The sequence below is a fragment of the Puniceicoccales bacterium genome (assembly GCA_031255005.1).
GTDB lineage: Bacteria > Verrucomicrobiota > Verrucomicrobiia > Opitutales > LL51 > JAIRTH01.
The window spans coordinates 22,555-45,910 of sequence record JAIRTH010000011.1 but is presented as its reverse complement, the minus strand read 5'-3'; the positions used below and the strand labels follow the sequence as shown (position 1 = coordinate 45,910).

Here is a 23,356-nt window from a genome sequence, read left to right as displayed (position 1 = left end):
TAATATGAAAAACTGTAAAAATGGTAAATTTTCATTGACTTAAAGCTGTAAACTATTTCATAAATGCTCATCAAGCAAGCGGGAATGAATATAATAAAAAATTATTTTACAGTTTTTTTAGGAAGTGCTGCTACGTTATTAAGTGGGTGTCATTCCATCGGACCAAATTCCATTAAGGAAGCACAGCCCAGATATAATTATGCATTGGCTGAAACAGCAAACGAACAGATGCTATTGAATCTCATTCGGTTAAAATACAGAGACACACCATACTTTTTGGAAGTCAGCGGCATAACTGAATCGAGAACATTGAAGGCTTCTATTGGGCTGGGAAAGACCCAATGGAATGTCAACGCTCACCATTCCGGGCCAACGGCCGTCATGGCATTTCCTCTACTAGGCACAGAAGAAAATGTTTCGCCCACCATAACCTACTCTCCGCTTCATGGAGAAAAGTTTGTTAAGAATTTGGTAACACCAATTCCTTTGGGAACTGTGCTGACCATGGCCCAGGCCGGCTGGACCATAGATAGAGTATTCGATCTATGCGTCGAAAAAATCAATAACCTCGATAACGCTTCGACAGCTTCGGGCCCAACTCCAAAAATAAAACCTCATTACGAAGATTTTTTCCGGGCCACAGAGTTACTAACCACATTGGATAGTGATGGCAATATTGTCATTGGAATTGCCGAAGGTAGACAATTGGGATTAGGTGTGAGCAGAAGTGGAGAACCCGTCCTGAGATTCCTGCCAAAATCAAAAAATAGCAAGGAAAGATCTGAATTGAACAAATTGCTTGGACTATCAGCAGACCTCGATGAGTTCAGCCTTCGGAATAATCTCATAGATAATTCTGAAAATATTTTGTCACTGCGCACTAGATCGATCATGGAAGTGCTTTTCTATCTATCTCATGCCATCGAAGTTCCAACCAAAGATGTGGATGCCGGTCTCGTTACGTCGACTTCCGACGAAAATGGTAATATTTTCGATTGGACCAGCAACATGTCAGGACGATGGCTCAACATACATCATTCCGCAGAGGAACCGACAACAGCATTTGTCTCGATAAAGTATAGAGGATTTTGGTTCTACATAAGTGACAGTGACCTAAATTCTAAATCCACATTTATGTTATTAAATTACCTATTCAATCTCCAGTCAGGAAATTCGGGTGGAGGGATAACACCTGCGCTAATGTTACCCATTGGAGGTTAAGAATTTGCAAATAATGATGGAGAGGCATCGATGGAATTCGATGCCTTTTTTAATTTTTAAAATGGTGCTCAAGAGGGGACTCGAACCCCTACACCTTACGGCACATGCACCTCAAACATGCGTGTCTACCATTCCACCACCTGAGCTAAAAACTGCAAAAATCGAAATATATTCGCCATGATTAGCAACAAAAATGTTGTGTTTGTAACAGTTTTCAAATTAATCCAATTAAATCTATAATTTAACCAGAACGTCATACCATGAACAAAGTAGAAGAATTCAGCAATCAAATGAAAGAACCAAACCAAAATGATTCAGAATCTCTTTCAGATTTTGAGTTTGGTGTCAGATGGAGCGAAGATGTTATCACTAAATTAGATAAAAAACATCGCCAAGCTACAGCTGCGTCATCTATCCGAAACTACGGCCAGTCCAAGCGCCATTATGATGGGGCACCTAACAACCACAGAAAATATGGCAATGACACATCTCCTGCCTACCATCCCTTCGTACCAACTATCGATGTTGCATTCTACCAGAACGACATACCATTCGAACCAATGGTTACAATGATGAAATCTTCATGTAAAACCTATGAATTATTCAAAATAACACAATTGATATTAGAAAAACCAGAACGTTTTGTCGTAACAATAAGAAGAAAACCTAATGCAACCGGTGAAGTGGAGCCGCTATACCTATCGCTGCCAGACGGCATTCCCTTCGAAACCGAAGAAGATGCTGTCGCCCATATAGTTAAGAATCACCTTGATAGATTTTTTGAGATCACCGAAGCCCATGTGGATAGGCCCAAAGGACGATTCACCTGTGTGCACAAATGCGGCATCACCGGTAAATTATTGTCAGCACCTAACTACCACATGTATAATATGATACTCCAAGAACACTACGACTCAGAATTGAAATTCATGTCCTTTGGCAGGTTTAAATCAAAAATAGAAACGGTCAATGATGAGTCGGAAATTCAAAAATGGCTTGAACAAATGTCTAAGCGCTTGATGTACAAGCCTAAACAACTTCAAGAAGGATCCAATGAAGACATCCCGGCAATGCAATCTATGGGACAGGTAAAGCAGTATTTGCTCGAGAATCTAAGAGATAAAGCCATAAAAAAAGCAATTACATTTCGCTTGCTCGGCACAACCTTCGCCTCCATGCCGCGCTCCATGATCAAAAGATCCATAGACTATGTCTGGCAAAAACAAAAAAAATTCCCGCTGGATACAGCTAACAGATTGCGCGGCAAGCTTAGAAGCCTACATTTTTCCATATATCGAAAGGGAAAAAATGGCATATCCTACGTCTGTGCCGTACGCAGAAAATTCGTGCCAAATAATCATGTTTTCACCGAAGAAATTCGCCAACTGGTCGAATTCATAGAGAAAAACAATGGCATAAATATATCCGCCGTTGAACAGAAAATTCGCCAGCCAGATAGCGGCATTAACATGCCCTTCGAAGCCGTGGCTAAACACCTAAATTGGCTTATTCATGAAGGCTATGTCATTGAATATGAGGATGGTAAGTTAGTCGCCCTACCGAAATTGGAACAATCCAAACCAAAACCAACGGAACAAAACTCTGCCCAACTAATTGTAATACCGGAGCAAAGTCCCACAACTTTGGCATTATGTGTTGACAAAGAAACAGTTATAGAACCATATAACACAGAAACATCCATCGCTGTGGCCAAGGGAACAACATTGGCCCTCAGCAATAGCCATAATCAACCCCTCCAGCCACCACAGCAAAGTTCTTCTGTGAGAAAAATATTTAAAGCAAAACTAGTTGACCGAAAAAGACTTAGTGGCGCCAATGCGGAAAAAATTGGCTATCATTTGGTATTTGAAAATCCAGATCATCATCGCTACAAGAGTGGAGATTCATTGGCCATAATGCCAAAAAATTCAGAGAAAGATGTCATTGAGTTATTAAATAGGCTTAGCCTAGATTTCAATGAAAATATTTCGATCGGCGAAACAGAAATGCCTATTGGAAAAGCACTTACAGATAAACTATGTTTGACACATTTGACAAAACATTTCTGGGAACTATTGGCCGAAAGGATCAGCGATCCAAAGGAGTTAGCCGAATACTTCGATATAAATAATGGCGATCAGCAAACGTTCAATATCTTTTTGAAAAACAATGGTTTATATGATATTTTGCAAAAATTTAAGAGCATCGCACTGTCAGCCCAAGATCTGGCCAATGCTCTGCGAAAAATGCCACCACGACTCTATTCCATAGCCTCCTCTCCCACAGCCACACCAGGTGAAATACATCTATTGGTTGCGGCAGTTAAGTATCTGGCAGAGAACAACAAAGAACGCCTTGGCGTGGCATCAACCTATCTCTGTAACCGACTACAGCTGGGCGAATCTGCCGACACTTTCATCGTCGATTCCACCTTTTCATTGCCAGAAGATTCTGCCGATATGATTATGGTCGGACCGGGCACAGGATTAGCCCCATTCATGTCTTTCCTTCAGGAAAGAGCCACGCGCCGAGCTCAGGGTAAGTCTGTCGGCCGCAACTGGTTATTCTTTGGCGAACAACATAGATCTGAAAATTTTTACTACCAAGATAAGCTGCTTTCGCTGCTCGCCAGCGGAGATCTATGGCGCCTAGATCTAGCTTTTTCTAGAGATCAAGAAACCAAGATCTATGTCCAGGACAAGATGTTAGAGAACGCCGAGCCATTGTTGGAATGGATTGTCAACGGCGCCTGTTTTTATGTCTGTGGGGATGCATCAAAAATGGCAAAAGATGTGGAAACTACTCTCAAAACGATACTTGCCAAACACATTGCCGATGCAGACGACTTCGTCAAACAAATGCGCAAAGATAAACGATATCTACGTGATGTCTATTGACTTAGCTCGAAAATTTTTTGACCACAATCACCGAATTAACTCCCATCATGCCAAAGGAGTTATTTAAAATAATTTTTGGAGAATTTAACTTTATAGCCTTGTTACAGATCAGGTTATCAATCTGGCAGTCCGGATCTAAATCATCAACATTGATCGTCGCATGAACATATCCATCTTCAAATGACGGTAGATTTCCTGCCAACTCCAACGCCCCGGCAGCTCCCATGGCATGACCTATAAAGCTCTTAGTATTATTGAAATAGGTATCACAGCTGCCAGAAAATACCTCTCGCAGGGCTATGCATTCCGAAACATCTCCCTGGGCCGTCGACGTGGCATGGGTACTAACCACATTCACTTCATCAGGTTGCAGCCCAGCCCTTTTCAACGCCAATCGAATACATTCTGCCTGCCTTGGTGGATTCGGTCTGACAGCATCGGTGGCATCGGAATTTATCGCATAGCCAACAATTTCACCATATATTTTCGCCGAGCGAGCCACTGCATCTCTAAGCCGCTCAACCACATACAAACATCCACCCTCACTGACCACAATGCCATTCCGACCACGATCAAAGGGCCGACTAACCAGATTCGGATCTTTATTATAACCCAAAGCACCTTGGCTCTTAAACCCAGCAAATATGCCAAAAGACCTTATGCTTTCGCTGACACCCCCAGCAATGGCCACATCCACTTCACCCAATCGCAACATTTGAAAGGCCTGGATTAATCCCGCATTACCCGCCGCACAGGCAGCTCCAATGGTATAATGAGGCCCGGTTATCCCAAGATTTATGGTAATTTCGCCGGCCGGACTGTTGGCTATCGTCCGCGGATTATGATAATGCCCCCAATACTTAACATCATACCCAAACTGGGACAGGTTATATATCTCGTTCTCTGTCTCCACGTTACCATGCTCCGTTATGCCCACGTAAACGCCAATCCTGGATCTGTCAACGATCGCAAAGTCAATTCCACTATCCAAAATTGCCTCATTGGCACAATAAACACCAATACTGCCGGCCCGAGTCCCATTTCTAATATCTTTCTTGCTTTGATAACGAACGGTTTCGAAATCACATAGGCCAGCCGGAACCATTCCAATATAACGAATATCAAGCATCTCAATATTCGCCTTTCCGGCCAACAGATTTTTCCTGAAGTCCTTCAGTGAGTTACCGTTAGGTGCTGTCAATCCCACACCAGTTATAACTATCCTTTCATCGTAAGCATACATCTTTTTTGACCCTAGATAAAATGACATCCCATGAAAGAAAAAAATAACTTCTACTGCATCAATTAATTACAAAACATTGAAAACTCCACTGAATAGGCACATGAGTTGCCTAGTTAAATTTTCCGCACTGAAAAATTTTTAACCATACAACGTGGAATCACTTGCCTCGGCTATAGTCTCTTTGGAAATGCCATAAATGGAGAAAAATTCGATAACCCCAACTGCATCAATTAATTACGAAACATTAAAAAACAGCATTGGATTGACAAATGCATTGCCTAGCTAAGCTGAGTAACTGCCTAAGGGCATCAATCTGTCACTGTTATAATGAATGAAGTAAGCAAAATTATACTTCACTACACTGAAAATTTTCTGACTGTATGTGAAATCACTTGTCTTGGCAGTACCTATTTTGTAAATGTCATAGAGAGCAAGGAACTCATTGACCTAAAAGATGTTAGCGATATCTTGGCATCCCTACCAGATAAAATCAAAAAAAATCTATCAACACTAATCCTCTCCGATTCATTCATAAAATACCTGCCACTACAAGTCTATAACATAAGAAAAGACAAACTACAAGAAGCAATAGCATTGGAATTTGCAAGTATTTTTGGGAAAAAGACAAATCAATGGACCTATCAAATGGCAAAAAATTTCATCAATGAAGAAAATGTCTTAAACTGCTTTGCCGTAGAAATTCCTAGAATCCATGCGCTACAATCGATCCTAAGAAACGCCAGAATATACCCCAAAATAATATTCTTGGATCCAATTATACGCTTCAATGCATTCAGTAAATGCAAAAAAAATTGCCTGGCGATCCATCTCATGAAAAACGCACTGCTGGTGCATATCCATAAAAAAGAACGGAATAAGACCAAAATAATTCCATTCAAATTTGACGAAATGATGAAAAAAATCAAATCAGAATCAAATAATGACCTGTCTCTCGAGCACCTGGAAGTGGCCATGTTTTCTTCAAAATCATCGCTGAAATCCGATAAAAATGCCGATTTAATTAAACAAATTAGCACCGAAATTTCCATATATTTAGAGAAAGAATTGGAAAAATTTTTGACAGAATTTATCGATAATATGGAACTAAATCGCCCAAAATTTCTAATCCTAACCGGCCCATATAAAGATTTTGTAGCCATGCCAAATTTATCTAATCTGATGAAAACCAAAAATACCAATGGCATTGATGAAATTTTAAATATACAGTTAAGCACTGCACCACAACAAGATAAGAATATTTTCGAAATCCTCCCGGTACTCATCGGAGCCATTAATACTCCATCTAAAAAAGATAATGAATTGAAATTCCCAAAAAACATCAACCGAGTGGAATATTTTCACAATTACTGGCCAATCTGGATATATAATTCCATCATGCCAATGCTCTTTCTAACCGCCTCCATGCTATTCACCTACCTCATTTCTCTCAGAAAAAATGTTATTTTAAAAAACACAAGCGTACGCTTAGTAAATACCAGAAACAGGTTTGAGGAACTTGCTAAATCCATTTCAGCCGTTGAAAAAATTGCTGCAGAAAAGAAAAAAATGGCCCAGGCGGTGGATTTCATCAAAGCCCACCAGGATGCCTTGATTGAATTTTTTAATGGCCTACAAATGGCTATAGCCGAAGCAGGTACAACATGGCTCGATATATTTGAGCTGAATGGCGATGCCATGGCGCAGAGTAAAAAAACAAATCAATACAGGCATTTTGTAAAAATAGCCGGGAAAATGCTCGTGGAAAATATGTCCACTTCACCCAAATTTGAACTCTTGACCCACACACGATTTGATGCACTGCTCGGAAAAATCCGACAAATGCGCCATGTCAGCGAAATTCACGAAATAAAAGTGCAAAACCCAGAAAACTACCTGGTAAATTTCCGATGCAACATCGTCTTAGATCCAAAATCACCAATTTTTGACACATGAACATCACCAAAAAACACATGATCCATTTGATCGCAGCAACTTTTTTTCTAAGTCTACTGTTATTGTCCACAGGTCTATCCATAGGAGCATTGAGAAAATTTATGGAAAATAAAGCTTTGGACCGAGCAAACGATCGAATTTCCATCGAAACTTTTAAACTCTACCCTCAACCACCTTCGGAATCAGAACTCGCATCCATGAAACGCGCCACAGCCATCTATGAATTGCGAAGCCAGGCATACATGGAGGAATACCAAAAATATTCATCGACAATAGCAAACAATCATGGGCCAAAGGATGAAGTTGACTTATATTTTTCACTAATGTCCTCAGTAAAAATGCTTCACGAAAAGGCAAATTCTCTGGATATCTGGATTCCCAAAGACTGCTGTTTCAGTTTCGAACCCTACCTAAAAAAGGACCTAATTCCATCGACAGATGAAATACATCTGCTTTATAGACAAAGCATAGCAATACTAAAGCTCTTGCAAATTCTTTTCAAATCCAAAGACCCAGGCTTTGAATTTATTTCCATAGAAAGAGAATCCATAGCCAAAGATCAAAACAACCTTGAAGGCCCCTATACCTTTTCTATTGTTGACACTAAATCTCATAAATCAAAAACCAAAAACCTAGAATCATCCCTATTTAGGATAATATTTATCGGATATACCAAGTGTCTTCGCAATTTTATGAACAGTGTGGTAAAAAAAACCTTACCCATATTTTTTAGAGAAATAAAAATTTCCGCCATAGATACACCGAAAGGCGATGATAAGGACAACCAAAAAGTGCCGGCGATAATCGCTGAACATCATAAGTCAAAAATACAAATAACTCTGGAATGGTTATTTATGAATCATGATAACGAACTTTCTCAACAGGCCATAAAGGAATGATTAATTCAAAAATATCGACATTAATAGCAATTTTTCTACTTTTTTTATGTAGCTTCAGCGAATTTTTTAACATAGAAGACCTAAAAAAAGAGCAGTCGAAATTTCTTGAAAAATATAATTACTCAAAAATAGACACATCAATCAATGATAACCTATCCATGTATGAATTTCAAGAATTTTCCTGGCATACTCCATCGGCATCCCATCGCGGCAACTATTGGCTATTTGATCTATTCACACCACCACAAATCTTTCTTTATAATGGAAAGTTTTCAGCTTCATTGCCTTCGGAACCACAAAAAATCGCAGACCTATCCATTGTTTCGATCTCGAAGCAAAAGTATAAGGTGCAATTTTCTGGATATTTCCAGAAACCTGATGGGGTAAAGGAAGCTAATAAATTCACATTAATGCTATATGATATCCAAAAAAATCATAGCTTTCGATGCGAAGTTGGCGACAATCTGAAAGAGCAAAATATCACCATAGCTGGATTCGAGGAAAAATCGCCTTTGCCAGACCCATCGCTAAAAAATGAGCCAGTGATCACCATACATGACCATGCATTGGATAAAACAATCCATTTGTCCAGGCACACAAAATTCTATGACGATAAATATGTGATAGTAATAAGAGCGAATAGCACAGCTAACACATTTACACTAACAGAGATAAATGACTCATTTCGTGTAAAAAAAATCACCTATTCACTGGCTGAAATCAATATAAAAAGTGATTATATAAAATTCATTCAGACTGCCCCCAATGGCCATAAGTTGACCCTGATGTTGCCAATTAAGAACTTGCTAGAAAAGACATTACATGAAGATGGCTTGGCAAAACCTTTGACTGCTACTGAAAAAACTAATATCTAATTGTGAAATTTATTGTTTGACATTAGTAAAATTTCGTGAGAGAAATTACCAATGAGTGTGAATGGATTGACCGATACCCAGCTGATGATGATACTGGGAGCCATCCCAGCCCTGGGCAGCATTACTTTTTTTAGATTATACAATAACTTTCAAAAAAATCTGCGCAGTATATTTTCAGCCACAAAAGCGGAGTTGATGGAAATTGGCCATGTATCAGAAACCATTGCAAATAATATACTAAAGTGGGAATTATTTTTCAACATTCACAAAACCGAAACGAAATTGGCTTCGATTAGAGGAGATTTTATCAGCCATTGTGACAATGAAAATTACCCAAAATCACTGAAAAATATACACGATCCTCCCCTAGGATTGTATTGCATTGGCAACAAATCATTGCTAAATTCTCGATGTATAGCCATCGTAGGTACAAGAAGACCAACACTTTACGGTATAAAAATAGCGACGGAATTCGCGATGAATCTGGCAAGCCTTGGATTTTGCATTATCAGCGGCATGGCCAAAGGAATAGACACGGCAGCCCATGAAGGGGCTTTGGCGGCCGGTGGCGATACGATCGCTGTGCTTGGCTGCGGCATCGATGTCATCTACCCCTACGAAAATAGCAATTTATATAAAAAAATTGCAGGTCGCGGGTGCCTTGTCTCGGAATTTCAACTGGAAAAGTGGGCTGACAAACAGACTTTTCCCATACGAAATAGGTTGATTTCAGGACTTTGTGGCAGCGTAATTGTCATCGAAACGGCTAAGCATGGAGGCAGCATTATAACGGCCAATATTGCCTATGACCAAGGGAAAAATGTATTTGTCGTGCCAGGCCGAATAGATCAGCTTTCCAGCGAAGGTTGCAATGAATTGATCCGAAATGGAGCAACGCTCGTAACTTCGGTGGATGACATTTTGGAAGAAATAAATTTTCCTAAACAGCAGAAATTTTCCATTGACATACCAAAAGAAAAGATAGAAATTCCAGACCCTGTGGAACGCCAAATATTTGACTTTCTGAAATCCTACGGAAATGCGAGCATTGACGACGTAGTGATCCATACACAAGTGATTACCGCATCGGTTTTAAAGTCATTACAAACCCTTGAAATAAAACAACTTGTGAAAAGATCTCTCGATGGATCATTTTGCGCAAATTTTTGAAACAGCTGGCATTGCTTTTTTGCAACAAGTTGGCAGAAGATACTTAACCAGTGATCATAGAAAGTAAGAACAATCCAAAGATAAAATTTCTCGATAAGTTGAAGAAGCGGTCCCATCGAGAGCGGTACCAGACCTACCTGATCGAAGGCTGGCGGGAACTCACCAGGGCCTTTGAAAGTGGACTTCTGGCAGAATTATACTTTTGTCAGAAGTTATTCACTGGCGATAAATTTCATAATCTATTGACAAAATTATCCAAAAAAAATATTCCATTGATTGAGCTTGGTGAGCAGGCCTACCAAAAAATATCCATAGGAGAAAATGGCGATGGTTTGGTGGGAGTGGGGAAGCCATTTGCGAAATCATTGGATGCTATTCAAGGAAGCAGCAATTATTTAATAATAGCCACAGAAAACCTGGAAAAACCTAGTAATTTGGGCGCAATAGTCCGCACCGCCGAATCGGCCAACGCAAATGCCGTGGTGATATTGGACTCATCCACCGATGTGTACAACCCCCATGCCCTAAGGTCATCCCAAGGCGCCATATTTTCAGTACCGATGGTACTTTGCACCTCCGCAGCCTTTGGTAAATTTTGCACAGCCAATGATATAAAAATTTTCAGCACATCACCCAAAGCTCATCGCATCTATTGGAATGAAAATTTAAAAGGAAACTTGGCCATCATCGTTGGAAATGAAGCCAATGGCCTCTCAGATTTTTGGCTGCATCAAGAAAATTCTACTTCTATCAAAATTCCACAATTGGGTATATCAGACTCGCTAAATGTTTCTGCTGCAACTGCCATAGTTATTTACGAAGCACTTAGGCAACGGCATCAAAACTTATAGCACAATTGAAGTCATTTTTTTTCTCTATGCGCTCTGTCCGTTAACTGCCGATCCAACTTTTGCATGAGCACATCTATAGATTTATATAGATCCTCACTGGCAGCCGTGGCAACGATGTCCGGTCCATGAATTTCCACATGCCCCTTGGCCACGAATTCGCTGCTATGGTCTTTACTTTGTTCATGTTGCAACTCAATTCTTATACGAATTATGCCATCGCCATGCCTAAACAATTTTTCTGCTTTTTCATGAACATTTCGCTTAAGTGCTTCCGTTAAAGTCAGATGCACACCGGATACGATTATATCTTTTTCCATATTTTTCTATATTATGTAATCCAATTTGAATTTAAAATTTCTGGACTTTATTTGCAATCATGAAAGAATGTAAATTTGCGATTACGCGATCCAGCGCATGATCTGCAATATACACACCATAAATAATTTATCATGCATGACGACAAAAAAAAATTACTAGATGTCCGCAACTTGAACGTCATTTTCAAAAACACTGGCGTAGTGGCGATAAACAACATTTCATTTTACCTTAAACCTCGAGAAATTTTCGCAATTGTTGGAGAAAGTGGTAGTGGTAAGACCTCCGTTGCACTGAGCATAACCAATCTATTCAAGAAAAAAATTATGGATATATCTGGTCATATCATGTTCGAAGGCACAGACTTACTGTCAATTTCTGAAAAAGATATGGCCACCTACCGAGGCAATAAAATAATGTACATTTTTCAGGAACCAAATCTCGCGCTAAACCCTTCTCTCACCATAGGATACCAAATCAGCGAATCAATGAAACCGAAATCTAAAAGAAATGTTATCAATCTTATGGCAGAGGTTGGGCTAACAAATGAGCGCACCTATCATGCTTATCCCTATGAACTTAGCGGTGGCATGCAGCAAAGAGCGATGATAGCCATAGCACTGGCCAGCAAACCAAAACTATTAATCGCCGATGAACCGACCACCTCACTAGATGTGACCATACAAAAACAAATCATGGATCTGTTAAAAGACATTCGAAAAAGATATGAATTAGCAATACTGCTAATAACTCATAACTTCGGCATAATCAATGGGTTCGCGGACAGAGCCATGGTAATGCTAAATGGCAAAATCGAAGAAACAAACACCGTTGATGCCATATTTAAAAATCCCAAAAGCCCATACACAGCAAAACTTTTGGCCTGCGTCCCGGAGCTTGGAAATCCAAACAAATTGAATCCCAAGTAGTTAAACATTTCCATCGGCATTTTATATTAACGCTTGATAACTTTCTTATTCTTTTCAACAATGGGCATATTTTTTGCTTTACTTTCATCAAAAAAATCAGCAATGGCCATCATTGATGCCGCAACAAAGTACCTACAAAATACAACGCCAGTCATAAATATTATGTTCATATCGAGCCATAAGCCCTTCTTTTTCAAGTACTCAAGATTATATTTCATTTTTTTTGGAAAAATAAACCGCCTATAGGCATCGATCCTATTCTCAGCATTGCTCAGCACATTATTTTCATAGTCAAGGATTTTCAACGTCGCATAGCCAGTGATTCCTGGCTTAAATTTCAAAATTTTTCTGTACTCCACATCATTATTTATTAGGTCAAAAAAACTCATCGTCAACGGACGGTGACCAATAAAACTCATATCACCTTTGATAACATTGAAGATTTGCGGCAATTCATCCAACCTAGTTTTTCTCAAAAATTTGCCAAATTTCGTAACCAATTTTTCTGTGAATGAATTTAAAATACCATCATCTTCTGCATCTGCAATGGTTCGGCGCATCGTTCTGAACTTTATTATATTGAACGGCTTACCATCTTTTCCAATTCTTTCTTGGAGAAAAAAAATACTAACCTTTTTAATTTCCAATCTGGACAGGGCGGCTACTATGAACATGATTGGCAAGAGCGCAATCGCAATAAAAATACTAGAAATGACTTCCAGGAATCTCAGAAACCTTTCTACCTTCACATCCATAATTTGATGTTATCAAAAATTGAAAAATTCGCAACACTTAATTCGCTAATACAAAAGACCTTATAAATCAATCGCCAAAGCTAATCCTGGATATCTTCACCAGAAGGAACTAGACCTTTTTCTTTCAAAGTATCCATGATCCTCGCAGCCCGATTATAACCTATTTTTAGCTTTCTTTGCAAAAACGAAATGGATGCCTTGTCATTAGAGCGTATGATTTCCAAGGCCTTAGGAATCATATTATCCTCCCATCCTTCACCATCATCACCATCCTCCAGGTCGCCAATCTCTATGCGCTCTTGCACCGCTTCCTCGTACTTCGGTGCCCCATTGGTAGCATGCAAAAATCTAACAATGGCATTTATTTCATCATCGGAAACCAAAGCACCTTGGGCCCGCAATAACCCACCTGAGCCAGGAGGCAAAAACAACATATCTCCTTGACCAAGAAGGGATTCTGCTCCACCAACATCAAGAATTGTCCGGCTGTCGACCTTGGAAGCCACTTTAAAAGCAATCCGGCTCGGAAGATTTGCCTTTATTATTCCTGTGATCACATTCACCGAAGGTCGTTGTGTAGCAAGGATTAAATGAATACCTGCTGCCCGCGCTAACTGAGCTAATCTGGCAATGCAAGTCTCTATGTCACCCGGCGCCACCATCATCAAATCCGCTAATTCGTCTATTATACAAACAATGTATGGCATCTTTTTCCCCATCAAACCATGTACCTCATCTCCTTCCATCAGAGGCTCTTTTAGCTGTCCATTGCAAATTTTTGCATTAAAACTGGCTATATTTCTAACACCTACCTTTGCAAATATCTGATAGCGATTTTCCATCTCCGATATCAACCATTTCAAAGCATTGGGAACCTTTTTTGGGTCCGTAACCACAGGAATTAGCATATGAGGCAAATCGTTAAACGTTTGCATCTCAACGATTTTTGGATCAACCATTATAAACCTAAGGTCGTCTGGCGAACCATGGAATAGCAACGAAGCAATGACCGCATTTATGCAAACTGTCTTACCAGAGCCCGTTGACCCGGCAATCAATAAATGTGGCATCTTGGCTAAATCTGCTATAATTGGCTCACCAGTAACCCCGCGGCCAAGCACAATCGGAATATCTGCACGCATTTCGGCCCAGGCTTTGGATTCTAAGATTTCTCTCAGCCTCACTGTAACCGGTTCTCTATTAGGCAGTTCCACGCCAACACAGCTTTTCCCAGGGACCGGTGCGATGATTCGTACAGATTTGGCTGCCAACCCAAGGGCAATATTTTTATCTAAACTCACAATTTTTTCTACCCTAACACCCGGCTCCGGCAAAATTTCATATCTGGTTATGACTGGACCACGATGAATTTCGCTCGGCCTTACTGATACACCAAATTCAGCAAGTATGTTAACAAGCCTAGCTGCAACAACTTCATGATCATCGTTCGATACAAGGTTCAGACTTCCACGCTCCAGCAACTCGGTGCCAGGAAACACATAATCACCGACTTTACGCGAATCCCTAACCACAACAGACTCCACCAAAGGGCTAGTGATAGATATATTTGCGGCGTTACTCTTTGGCAAATTTTCAGAAAAATTCGAAGTAAAATCAGCCATCCCAGCTCCATCAAGCTCTTTTCCTCCAGCTCCAGAAATAATCACATCGTCTTTTGGTAAACTCTTTGGCAAATTTTCAGAAAAATTCGAAGTAAAATCAGCCATCTCAGCTCCATCAAGTTCTTTTCCTCCAGCTCCGGAAATAATCACATCGTCTTTTGGTGAATCCATCGGTTGGCTTTTGGAAAGATCCAAAGCAAAATCCGTCGCCACGGATTTGCCTAGCTTTTTCGCCCTAATCCAGGAAACCATAGCTCTTTCAGCCGATAAAATCGCCAAAAATGTTTTTTTAGTAAATCCATAACATACAAGCAATAAACGAGATGCAAAACGCCATAGAAAATTACATACTTTTTTTATCCACTTTAACAGCTGCGGACTTTTTTTTTCACCATCCTCCATAGACTTTGTTCTTCTAAAAATCAGCCACGCGCTGGCTAAAAATATCGCCAATAACACAGCAAAACTGCCAAATAATCCAACCAATGGCATCAAAAATTGATCGAATATTTTTGTACCAATTATCCCGCCCAATCCAGCTGAAAATTTGTTATCAAAAAACCCTGTAAGAACTTTTCCATTAAGAAGATATATATGAAAAATCGAAAACAATCCTGCCAGCGCCAAAATAGCGAAAAATGAATAAATCCAAACAAATTTTGAAAATACCCGCGGCAATTTGAATAATATTACAGAGGAAAACCATAGCAAAAATAATGGAATCGTAAAACTTGCAAACCCAACGAACCGGTTAACCCAAAACGAAAAAGAAATGCCTAGCCCACTAATTAAACTTCTATGCAATTGCGTATCAATGGCTTCTGTACTGACCAGCCGACTCTGATTCGGATCAAAACCAAATAATGCAATGGCCATTAGCAACCCAACCACAAAAAGAATGATTCCTTGAAATACTTCTCTGGCCCGACTATGCTTTTCCGATTCTAAGCTCATAACCCTTATCTGATTCCTAGTTAACACCTTACAGTAGAGTATAAATTTTCAACAAATCAACATAACTGTACATTTTTCTTGATCCGGCCACCTAAATTAGTTCTCTGGCAAAAGAGAGGGGGATTAGCTCAGTTGGTTAGAGCGTTTGCATGACACGCAAGAGGTCACTGGTTCGAGCCCAGTATCTCCCACCAGCTTCTAATTCAAAAACCTATGCGCAATAATTTATTGCTCTGACTGAGGCATGCCATTCCAAATGATCTGCTCCGGCAACATCAATTTAATGCGCTTTTTTATTTCAATATCATCGGCATGGTCACCAAAAAACCTTCGAATATCAAAAAAACTAACATACACAATGAGCAACATAAATAAAATCATGAACCAAAACTGGATCGCCGCTGCAATATTTCCAGATAAATTTTTTCCAATCATTTTTTCGGCAATCGTCATCAAAATTTGCCCGCCATCCAATACCGGAATCGGCAAAATGTTCAATATGGCAAGATTAACATTCAACGTGATCACAAAAAGCAATAATAACCTAAAGTCGCTCAATGCAAACATGTTAAGTGTCTTTATTATGCCCGGAGGACCCATCAAATTTTTTAATGACACATCGGACCTCCTCGAAACCAAACCCCTAAGTGTCATCAAAGTGTTTTTAATATTGTCGAACACCTGCGATAGTGGATCGTGATGAACCAAAGTCGTACCCTCGAAAAAAATGACGCCAATGCTATTGACCTTCTCCGGCTGCATAAGTTCCATAGCTTTTATATCCCCATAACTAACCTCCATGATGGAACCTTTTTTTGATATAAACTTAAATTCTGGATTTTTAGTATTTTTCAAAATAAATACCAAATCAGCCATCGTTGCTACTTTTTTAGAACTCACCGAAACAAGTCTGCTGCCGATCTCCACGGCTTTATTGGATTTATCGCCTTCCGAGCGCTTCCATTCCAACAACTTACAAACCATCCCGTCGTTAAATAAATCGCTTACACTTTGGTTATTGACATAATCTGGATAAATCTCCATAGAGCAGCCATCAAACTGTAATTTAATATAGGGCTTCTTCGATGGCATAGCTATAGATTTCAGCATCAACGATTTTTGATCATTCCCTGATTGGATAGTCATAAAATGCGACTCATTTCCAGAATTAATAATCTCATTCAACTGTGTGACGGAAAAAACATCATTATCGTCAATTTTCAAAATAATATCACCACTACGTAGGCCAGCTTTTTCTGCAGGAGTGTGCTTAAGTACCTTATGGACAATCAATTTCTGAGCCATTTCTATTCCTATGGTACGCATGGAATCGCCCGAAGCTTCGTTTTTCACCACAAGCTCTGGATAAACATTCACATTAAAAATATCTCCTGCCCGCCGAATCTGCAACACCGACAATGGTCGATCATCCGGACTTCGATTAGTGCCAAGCACGATGCAAGTCATTATCTCAGAAAAACTTTTAACACGATTACCATCTATGCTTAGAATTTCGTCACCAGGTTTTAGACCAGCCACATGAGCAGGTCCACTAACATTTTGGCCATTTCTGATCTGAATTTCCTCGTGCACATAACCAATGATATTCGTCATCAAACTGCTCGGCCTCTCACATCCAACAATCCAAATGATCGACGCCAGTATAAACGCAAATATCAGATTGAATATCACACCCATGGATGCCACAATTATTTTACCCATGCAGGTTGGCATCGGCAAACCATCGGGAATTTTAAATTCACCCTCTATTTCTTTCATTTCAGCCAATTGCGGCAGAGCAACATAGCCACCAAACGGCAACAGTGACAACCGAAATTCTGTCTCTCTTCGCCTCCAAGAAAATATCTTTGGCCCAAAGCCGATGGAAAACCTCGGTATGAAAAACCCTAACCTCCTTGCGGCAAGATAGTGCCCAAGTTCATGAATAACGATGGAGCCACCAAAAAATACTATGACACAAATGCATGACCAAAGCCCAGACAATAAAGATCCAAAAGTCTCAAAATACATAAAATAATTGTGGACTAATACTTAAGTTTCTAATAAAGTCCAGAAACAATATTATAATTTCAAAATAACAAAACATTTTGACATAAAAATTTTGTTACTCAAAATCCTGATCATCAAGGCGTATCTGGTTCATGCCACAGATGTTAAGATAAATGTATGTCTTTCGATAATGAATCTCCAATAATAAAATTCGTGGACCATGTTTTGGAACACGCCATCGCCCACAAGGCCTCGGATGCTCATTTCGAAACATTTGCAGACTCCGTTGCGATAAGATTACGAATAGATGGCGTCCTGCAAGAGCTGCCTGCACCAGATAGACATCTGGGCGATGCGATAATTTCAAGAATAAAAACCCTTGCCAGTCTGGATCTTGCGGAAAAAAGACTACCACAGGATGGCCACATTGAAAAAATCTACTTGGATCGAATCGTAGACTTTCGCGTCTCCACCCTGCCAACTCAATACGGCGAAAGCGTTGTCCTGCGCATATTGGATAAAACTTCCTGGCATTTTAACCTAGATAAAATGGGAATTTCTCAAAATATATTGACAAAAATCCGAGAGAATTTAAGGTCAGGCTCTGGAATCTTATTGACAACTGGTCCAACGGGCAGTGGCAAAACCACCACACTTTATAGTGCATTGCACGAAATAAATGATGAAGCGACGAAAATTCTAACCATCGAAGATCCAGTGGAATACGAAATCGATGGCATGGTGCAAGTTAACGTACGAGATGATATTGGACTATCTTTCGAAAAAGCTCTACGCGCATTCCTAAGACATGACCCAGACAAAATTTTGATAGGAGAGCTGAGAGACTCAATTACAGCAAAAATCGCTATACAAGCGGCACTTACGGGACATCTAGTCCTCGGCACATTGCACACAAACGACGCTCCAGGCGCAATAACAAGACTCATTGATATGGGAATAGAACCGTTTTTAATATCCGACACCATACGTGGAATTCTCGCCCAAAGGCTCTTGCGCAAAATATGCGAAAATTGCAAAAAGAAAATATTTATTGAAAAAAACACCACAGTAAAATATCCAGAACTTGCTGGTTGCGAATGTTATATTGGCCACGGCTGTCCGAAATGTAACCACAGCGGATACTCCGGACGTTTCGGCATATACGAATGGCTGGACATTGACAAAGAAATCAAACAAGCCATAAGAAACATGGCCTCATTGGAAAGTTTGCAAAAAATATCAACGATCCAAGGCCTCATACCACTGAAAACCCAGGCAATGATTGCCGTAAAAAACGGACAAACCACTATCCAAGAGCTAGATAAGGTATAATTTGACCATCAAATATATAGTCTATTTTAATGTCTATTCAGAGACGACCATGGCCTTGCAATTGCTATAAGCTTGTCAATACATTGCACATCTATTTTGCCTTTTTCGCATATATTAGTGATTTTTTCAGCCGAAAATATCTCTCCTTTTTCTGGACGCTCCCCAGGAAGTATGGTAAAAATAATAAACCTATCATCATTAGGCTCTGGCTCTGCTCTGGCAAATAGCCTGGTAAATAGCATCGAATAGCAGACATTACACCCAATTTGATTTTTTATATATTCACATCCATTATTAATCTCACTTTCTGGATCCGACCAATCAATGGATGGCAATTCATATTTATAATCTCCACTACTATACAGTAAAAGTATACCTTCAAAAACACTACCATTATAGCTTTCGACTATCGCAAAACTTTTTATTGCATAAGACTTTTCTATACCAAGAAATAAGCCAATCATCAAACAAAAATAAACAATCGCCTTATTCATAATCGTTTTTATAGGATATAAAAACAACGAAAAATATCAACGAAAATATTCTCATCTAAATGATCTGCGGTTTAAAATCCAAACAGTAAATCCCACAAAATAAATGGCCTATCGATGGAACTAAATACTTATATAGCTCAATATCTTTGCCACTAACTCCAATATCAATAATTTTTATCTATTTTAACAAATCCTCCTTTCTAATACTACTCAATCCACCTCACCACCTACTTTGAAAACCATAAAACCAATTTCATCAAATAACTCTTCGCATTTTTGCTCTAACTACTTTTAGTACAATTGGATAAAAAAAACTCAGAAGCCGCACATGATGATTTATAAAGCCTATTAATTGTTTTCATTAGATAATACAACATGCATTTTACACAAATGTCAACAAAAATATTTATCACATAACATACATTTCATAAAAAATATAAAAAAATCAAATGCTGGCATCCCGTATGGGATTCGAACCCATGTTGCCGGAATGAAAATCCGGTGTCCTGGACCGACTAGACGAACGGGACAAGTAATATTTGCACCCTACGGCTATTAGATATTTTGCAAGTTTTTTCTAAAATAAAAAAACAATATGGTGATTATTTCTTGCCTTCTACCATTGATTTTAAAAAAAATTCACATTCCATATAATTTTCATTGGACTCACCAAAACAGCACCATTCCATTGACACCCCCATCATTGCTGCCCTTAAGTCTAGTGAAAAATTTTGAAAATATCTAAACTGAATGTTTCGATTCCTTCATTCGGAACCAGGGCAAAAATTTTCTATCAGATAATAGCCACAGCCCAGAATTATAAATCCCTGGCGGAGAGAGAGGGATTCGAACCCTCGGTACCATTACTGGTACACAGCATTTCCAGTGCTGCACAATCGGCCGCTCTGTCATCTCTCCGTTTGTACAAACAAGTGATTTTTTTGGCCAATGGTCAATAGGAAAACTCTCAAAAAAAGAAAATCAATAGCATTCTATGCCATTTTCAATTCACCGGAATAATAGAGAATAAGTGCAAAAATTGCATAGATAAGTATATCACAATCAATAGGTTTTTTCAGATATCCATCGGCACCACAATTCACGCACTTTGCAGCCATACCTTCTGCGGTATAACCACTTATGCATAAAAATGGTATTTTGTGGAAAAACCGAGTTTGCGAAAATTTATTCAAAAAATCAAAACCATTAAAATTTTCCATCTTTATATCACAAATAATAATATCCGGCGTTTCCCGTTCGAGACTATCTAATCCGTCCAAGCCCTCCATGGACTTCATCACATCAAACCCGCTCAATGCCAAAAACTTAGATTGCGTATCTAAAAACACCTTATCGTCATCTATAAACAAAACTTTTTTCATTACTTTCATTGAATTACTTGCTCCATCACTCTATCGGGATTTTTACAGTAAATGTCGAGCCAACATTTTCTAATGTTTGCAATGTCACAGTCCCTCCATGCAATGAAACACATTGCCTGATCATAAACAATCCCATACCTATGCCAGATTTGCCGCCCACATTCGAACACCTATGAAATAAGTCAAACAAATTTTCGATTTCATTTTTCGGAATACCAATGCCATGATCCGTAACCTTTATGATCAAAAACCCTTCATCTAGACCAACATATAACTCAACTTTTTTATCCTTTCCGGAATATTTTAATGCATTACTAAGTAAATTCGCGCCTATGTGATATATCAGCATCTGGTCAAGCATTAGATCACACTTTGCCCCCACATTGCTCGTCATCACAACACGCCTATTCCCCGAAGCATTGTCCACATCTCTAACTATTTCGTGGAACAAAGCCACAATATCGACTTGTTTTGTGTAAAATTTTATCTGATTATTCTGCACCTTGCCAAGAAACAGAATATCATCCATCATGCTGGTCATACGAACAACGCAGTCAGATATGTTTTTCAAACTATCATCAACTTCCTCTGGCCTCAGTCTGTTGCGAAACTTTGCAACCAAATCAGCTGACGCTCTTATCGTAGCCATCGGCGTTCGAAATTCATGAGATATTAGGCCGACAAACGCCCCTTTCATCATATTAGATTCTCGCTCCTTGCGCAAATGCCGCATGAGATTTCGCATGGTTATGCATTGAAATACAATGACACATACAGCCAAACCGAGTAAAAACATACAAAAAAATAAAATATTGCACATCAATAATATATGCCTAGCAATAGATACAACCTAATGACTATTATCAAGTATAATATCTACTTTAGCAATTTTTAACATTTTTTAATCAAATATTAAACAATTTTTTTAAAAATACATCCATGTCGACGCCAACCAAACCATCAGCCACCCATCAAAATTGCCTATCTTTGGGCGAGAATTTTCAATACAACATCCTTGGTTAGCAATCGATTGACATATTTTTTAGAAAATTCATCAAGCAAAATTTTTGTATTGCCCGGCGCATTTCTGTTCCAGAAGTCGCCTTCCATCTTATACATACTTTCAATGTTCATATCCCTGTTCCAAATTGGATAGTAAAATACCATGGACACGGAACCGTCTGGCCAATTTTGCGGCACAACTCCAGGGCCGATATCCTGTTTTTCAATTTTGCTGTAACAGGAAACCAACGTATCGATGGGAATTGAGTTACAATCCTTGATATCCAAGAACTTATCAATCAAAAACAATGAATGGGCTTTCAAATGATCATAGGATTTGCCGCTGGCCATAATATGATCCAGCCAACCAGGGAAAAAACCAAGCCTAATGGCTAGCTTTGATACAAAAAATTTGTTGCAAAGTTCAAAATACACGGAGTAACTGGTGTCATTTTCTTCTCTAAAGCTTTTAATATAGGCACTTATAATTCCATCAAAGCCAATTACCAACGGCTCCATATCTCGAAAATTTTTATCAAAATCCGAATCCATCGTTATAACAACGAAATCGCGACCATTGGCACGGCTAAACATAATCTTTGTAACCAGTTTTCCAATAACTTCACGGCTTCTATCCTCATGGACAAAAATTACACGTATGTCATTGCCAATGAAAGCATTATCAAAATCTTTCGATCTTTTAATGAACTCCTCCGGGCTAGCATACAGCCCATCTATCTCCGTAACCAACCTGCAGGATTTTGGCATATCAATTTTCACATTAGCTATGTCTCTGAAGGCATTGCCTAACACTGGTAAAACCTTTGATTCTAAAAAATTTTCTAAAGAATTGGCGCCATCCATCTCTAAACGCATTGTATAAAATTAAAAAATACGGTCAAGGTTTTACAGCGGCAAACTGGTTTATCGCACCAATGGAACTGGCATTGTACCAGAACTTACCATTTTCACAGCAATTTCTGTGATTCTTCCTTTAGATTTTTCGATTTAGATTTGACCATGAAAAAATTCTTCCTCAACTCTCAAGGCTCTTTTATCCAATCAGCAAATCCGTGCGCTTCAACGACTTACTTCCATTTCAAAATTATTACGACACGCCAATTACCCATGCACCATGGAAACCAAATCCCAGAATCTATTCTGAGGTCTGATTAATGGCCCGAATGGGTATTATGAAAAATTTCCATCCGAAGAAAATTATTCGCAACCCTATCCATGCCAACAACTTAAAACTCTGGTCGGGATGACTGGATTCGAACCAGCGACCTCTACGTCCCGATCGTAGCGCTCTACCAGACTAAGCTACATCCCGAAGTAAATTGATGGTGCCCGAGGCGGGACTCGAACCCGCACGTCCTAACGGACAAAGGATTTTAAGTCCTCAGCGTCTACCATTCCGCCACCCGGGCAATGCGTTGTGGATGATGAAAA

General features: G+C 39.3%; 18 protein-coding genes and 6 tRNA genes. 10 read left to right on the top strand and 14 right to left on the bottom strand.

Features of this window, described 5'->3' with window-relative positions; all coding sequences use genetic code 11:
- The first annotated feature begins 84 nt into the window (after window positions 1–84).
- Window positions 85–1,221 carry a hypothetical protein gene (locus LBH49_01340; protein ID MDR0351274.1) on the top strand — a complete coding sequence of 379 codons (1,137 nt, stop codon included), beginning with the start codon at window positions 85–87 and terminating at the stop codon, window positions 1,219–1,221.
- Window positions 1,222–1,283: 62 nt separating this feature from the next.
- Here the strand turns inward: LBH49_01340 and LBH49_01335 are convergent.
- Window positions 1,284–1,367, bottom strand: a tRNA-Leu gene (locus tag LBH49_01335).
- Window positions 1,368–1,481: 114 nt separating this feature from the next.
- Here LBH49_01335 and LBH49_01330 point away from each other — a divergent pair.
- Window positions 1,482–4,118 (top strand): hypothetical protein, encoded by a 2,637-nt coding sequence (locus tag LBH49_01330; GenBank protein MDR0351273.1) that lies wholly within the window; start codon window positions 1,482–1,484, stop codon window positions 4,116–4,118.
- A gap of 1 nt (window position 4,119) precedes the next feature.
- Here the strand turns inward: LBH49_01330 and LBH49_01325 are convergent, their stop codons facing one another.
- Complete coding sequence (locus LBH49_01325; protein MDR0351272.1) at window positions 4,120–5,388, bottom strand: beta-ketoacyl-[acyl-carrier-protein] synthase family protein; 1,269 nt, start codon at window positions 5,386–5,388, stop codon at window positions 4,120–4,122.
- A 300-nt stretch (window positions 5,389–5,688) separates the two neighbouring features.
- On the opposite strand from LBH49_01325, the gene LBH49_01320 reads away from it, so the two are divergent.
- The 5 genes from LBH49_01320 to LBH49_01300 are packed head-to-tail and all read left to right on the top strand — an operon-like array spanning window position 5,689 to window position 11,109.
- Complete coding sequence (locus LBH49_01320) at window positions 5,689–7,314, top strand: hypothetical protein (protein ID MDR0351271.1); 1,626 nt, start codon at window positions 5,689–5,691, stop codon at window positions 7,312–7,314.
- A complete protein-coding gene (locus tag LBH49_01315; GenBank protein ID MDR0351270.1) occupies window positions 7,311–8,213 on the top strand; it encodes an Amuc_1100 family pilus-like protein in 903 nt (300 codons plus the stop codon). Before LBH49_01320 ends, LBH49_01315 begins: the two co-directional genes overlap by 4 nt.
- On the top strand, window positions 8,210–9,088 hold the full coding sequence (locus tag LBH49_01310) for a hypothetical protein (protein MDR0351269.1): 879 nt from the start codon (window positions 8,210–8,212) through the stop codon (window positions 9,086–9,088). The genes LBH49_01315 and LBH49_01310 overlap by 4 nt, the downstream gene beginning before the upstream one ends.
- A gap of 51 nt (window positions 9,089–9,139) precedes the next feature.
- Window positions 9,140–10,258 carry a DNA-processing protein DprA gene (dprA, locus tag LBH49_01305; protein ID MDR0351268.1) on the top strand — a complete coding sequence of 373 codons (1,119 nt, stop codon included), beginning with the start codon at window positions 9,140–9,142 and terminating at the stop codon, window positions 10,256–10,258.
- 50 nt (window positions 10,259–10,308) lie between these two features.
- The gene (locus tag LBH49_01300) at window positions 10,309–11,109 is read left to right on the top strand and encodes an RNA methyltransferase (GenBank protein ID MDR0351267.1); all 801 of its coding nucleotides are present in this window, start codon (window positions 10,309–10,311) and stop codon (window positions 11,107–11,109) included.
- Window positions 11,110–11,120: 11 nt separating this feature from the next.
- On the opposite strand, the gene raiA is transcribed toward LBH49_01300, so the two are convergent.
- Window positions 11,121–11,426: a ribosome-associated translation inhibitor RaiA gene (gene raiA / locus LBH49_01295; protein MDR0351266.1), complete on the bottom strand. Its 306-nt coding sequence runs from the start codon at window positions 11,424–11,426 to the stop codon at window positions 11,121–11,123.
- A gap of 132 nt (window positions 11,427–11,558) precedes the next feature.
- Here raiA and LBH49_01290 point away from each other — a divergent pair, with 132 nt between their 5' ends.
- Window positions 11,559–12,353, top strand: coding sequence for an ABC transporter ATP-binding protein (locus LBH49_01290; GenBank protein MDR0351265.1), 795 nt, complete (start codon window positions 11,559–11,561; stop codon window positions 12,351–12,353).
- Between the two features lie 26 nt (window positions 12,354–12,379).
- On the opposite strand, the gene LBH49_01285 is transcribed toward LBH49_01290, so the two are convergent.
- On the bottom strand, window positions 12,380–13,108 hold the full coding sequence (locus LBH49_01285) for a sugar transferase (protein ID MDR0351264.1): 729 nt from the start codon (window positions 13,106–13,108) through the stop codon (window positions 12,380–12,382).
- An 80-nt stretch (window positions 13,109–13,188) separates the two neighbouring features.
- Window positions 13,189–15,684 (bottom strand): DNA translocase FtsK, encoded by a 2,496-nt coding sequence (locus LBH49_01280; GenBank protein MDR0351263.1) that lies wholly within the window; start codon window positions 15,682–15,684, stop codon window positions 13,189–13,191.
- Between the two features lie 117 nt (window positions 15,685–15,801).
- Here LBH49_01280 and LBH49_01275 point away from each other — a divergent pair.
- Window positions 15,802–15,878: transfer RNA gene (locus LBH49_01275), tRNA-Val, on the top strand.
- A 31-nt stretch (window positions 15,879–15,909) separates the two neighbouring features.
- Here the strand turns inward: LBH49_01275 and LBH49_01270 are convergent.
- Window positions 15,910–17,715, bottom strand: a complete 1,806-nt coding sequence (locus tag LBH49_01270; protein ID MDR0351262.1) for a site-2 protease family protein — start codon at window positions 17,713–17,715, stop codon at window positions 15,910–15,912.
- Window positions 17,716–17,871: 156 nt separating this feature from the next.
- On the opposite strand from LBH49_01270, the gene LBH49_01265 reads away from it, so the two are divergent.
- Window positions 17,872–19,026 (top strand): GspE/PulE family protein, encoded by a 1,155-nt coding sequence (locus tag LBH49_01265; GenBank protein ID MDR0351261.1) that lies wholly within the window; start codon window positions 17,872–17,874, stop codon window positions 19,024–19,026.
- Between the two features lie 26 nt (window positions 19,027–19,052).
- Here the strand turns inward: LBH49_01265 and LBH49_01260 are convergent, their stop codons facing one another.
- From LBH49_01260 to LBH49_01225, 8 genes are all read right to left on the bottom strand, one after another.
- A complete protein-coding gene (locus LBH49_01260; GenBank protein MDR0351260.1) occupies window positions 19,053–19,520 on the bottom strand; it encodes a hypothetical protein in 468 nt (155 codons plus the stop codon).
- Between the two features lie 453 nt (window positions 19,521–19,973).
- Window positions 19,974–20,050, bottom strand: a tRNA-Glu gene (locus LBH49_01255).
- A gap of 298 nt (window positions 20,051–20,348) precedes the next feature.
- A tRNA-Ser gene (locus LBH49_01250) sits at window positions 20,349–20,438 on the bottom strand.
- 74 nt (window positions 20,439–20,512) lie between these two features.
- Complete coding sequence (locus LBH49_01245) at window positions 20,513–20,902, bottom strand: response regulator (GenBank protein ID MDR0351259.1); 390 nt, start codon at window positions 20,900–20,902, stop codon at window positions 20,513–20,515.
- A gap of 25 nt (window positions 20,903–20,927) precedes the next feature.
- Window positions 20,928–21,698, bottom strand: coding sequence for a HAMP domain-containing histidine kinase (locus tag LBH49_01240; GenBank protein ID MDR0351258.1), 771 nt, complete (start codon window positions 21,696–21,698; stop codon window positions 20,928–20,930).
- A 185-nt stretch (window positions 21,699–21,883) separates the two neighbouring features.
- Entirely contained in the window at window positions 21,884–22,768 is an 885-nt protein-coding gene (locus tag LBH49_01235; protein ID MDR0351257.1) for a hypothetical protein, read from the bottom strand.
- A 392-nt stretch (window positions 22,769–23,160) separates the two neighbouring features.
- A tRNA-Pro gene (locus tag LBH49_01230) sits at window positions 23,161–23,237 on the bottom strand.
- A gap of 11 nt (window positions 23,238–23,248) precedes the next feature.
- Window positions 23,249–23,334: transfer RNA gene (locus tag LBH49_01225), tRNA-Leu, on the bottom strand.
- Window positions 23,335–23,356 lie beyond the last annotated feature (22 nt).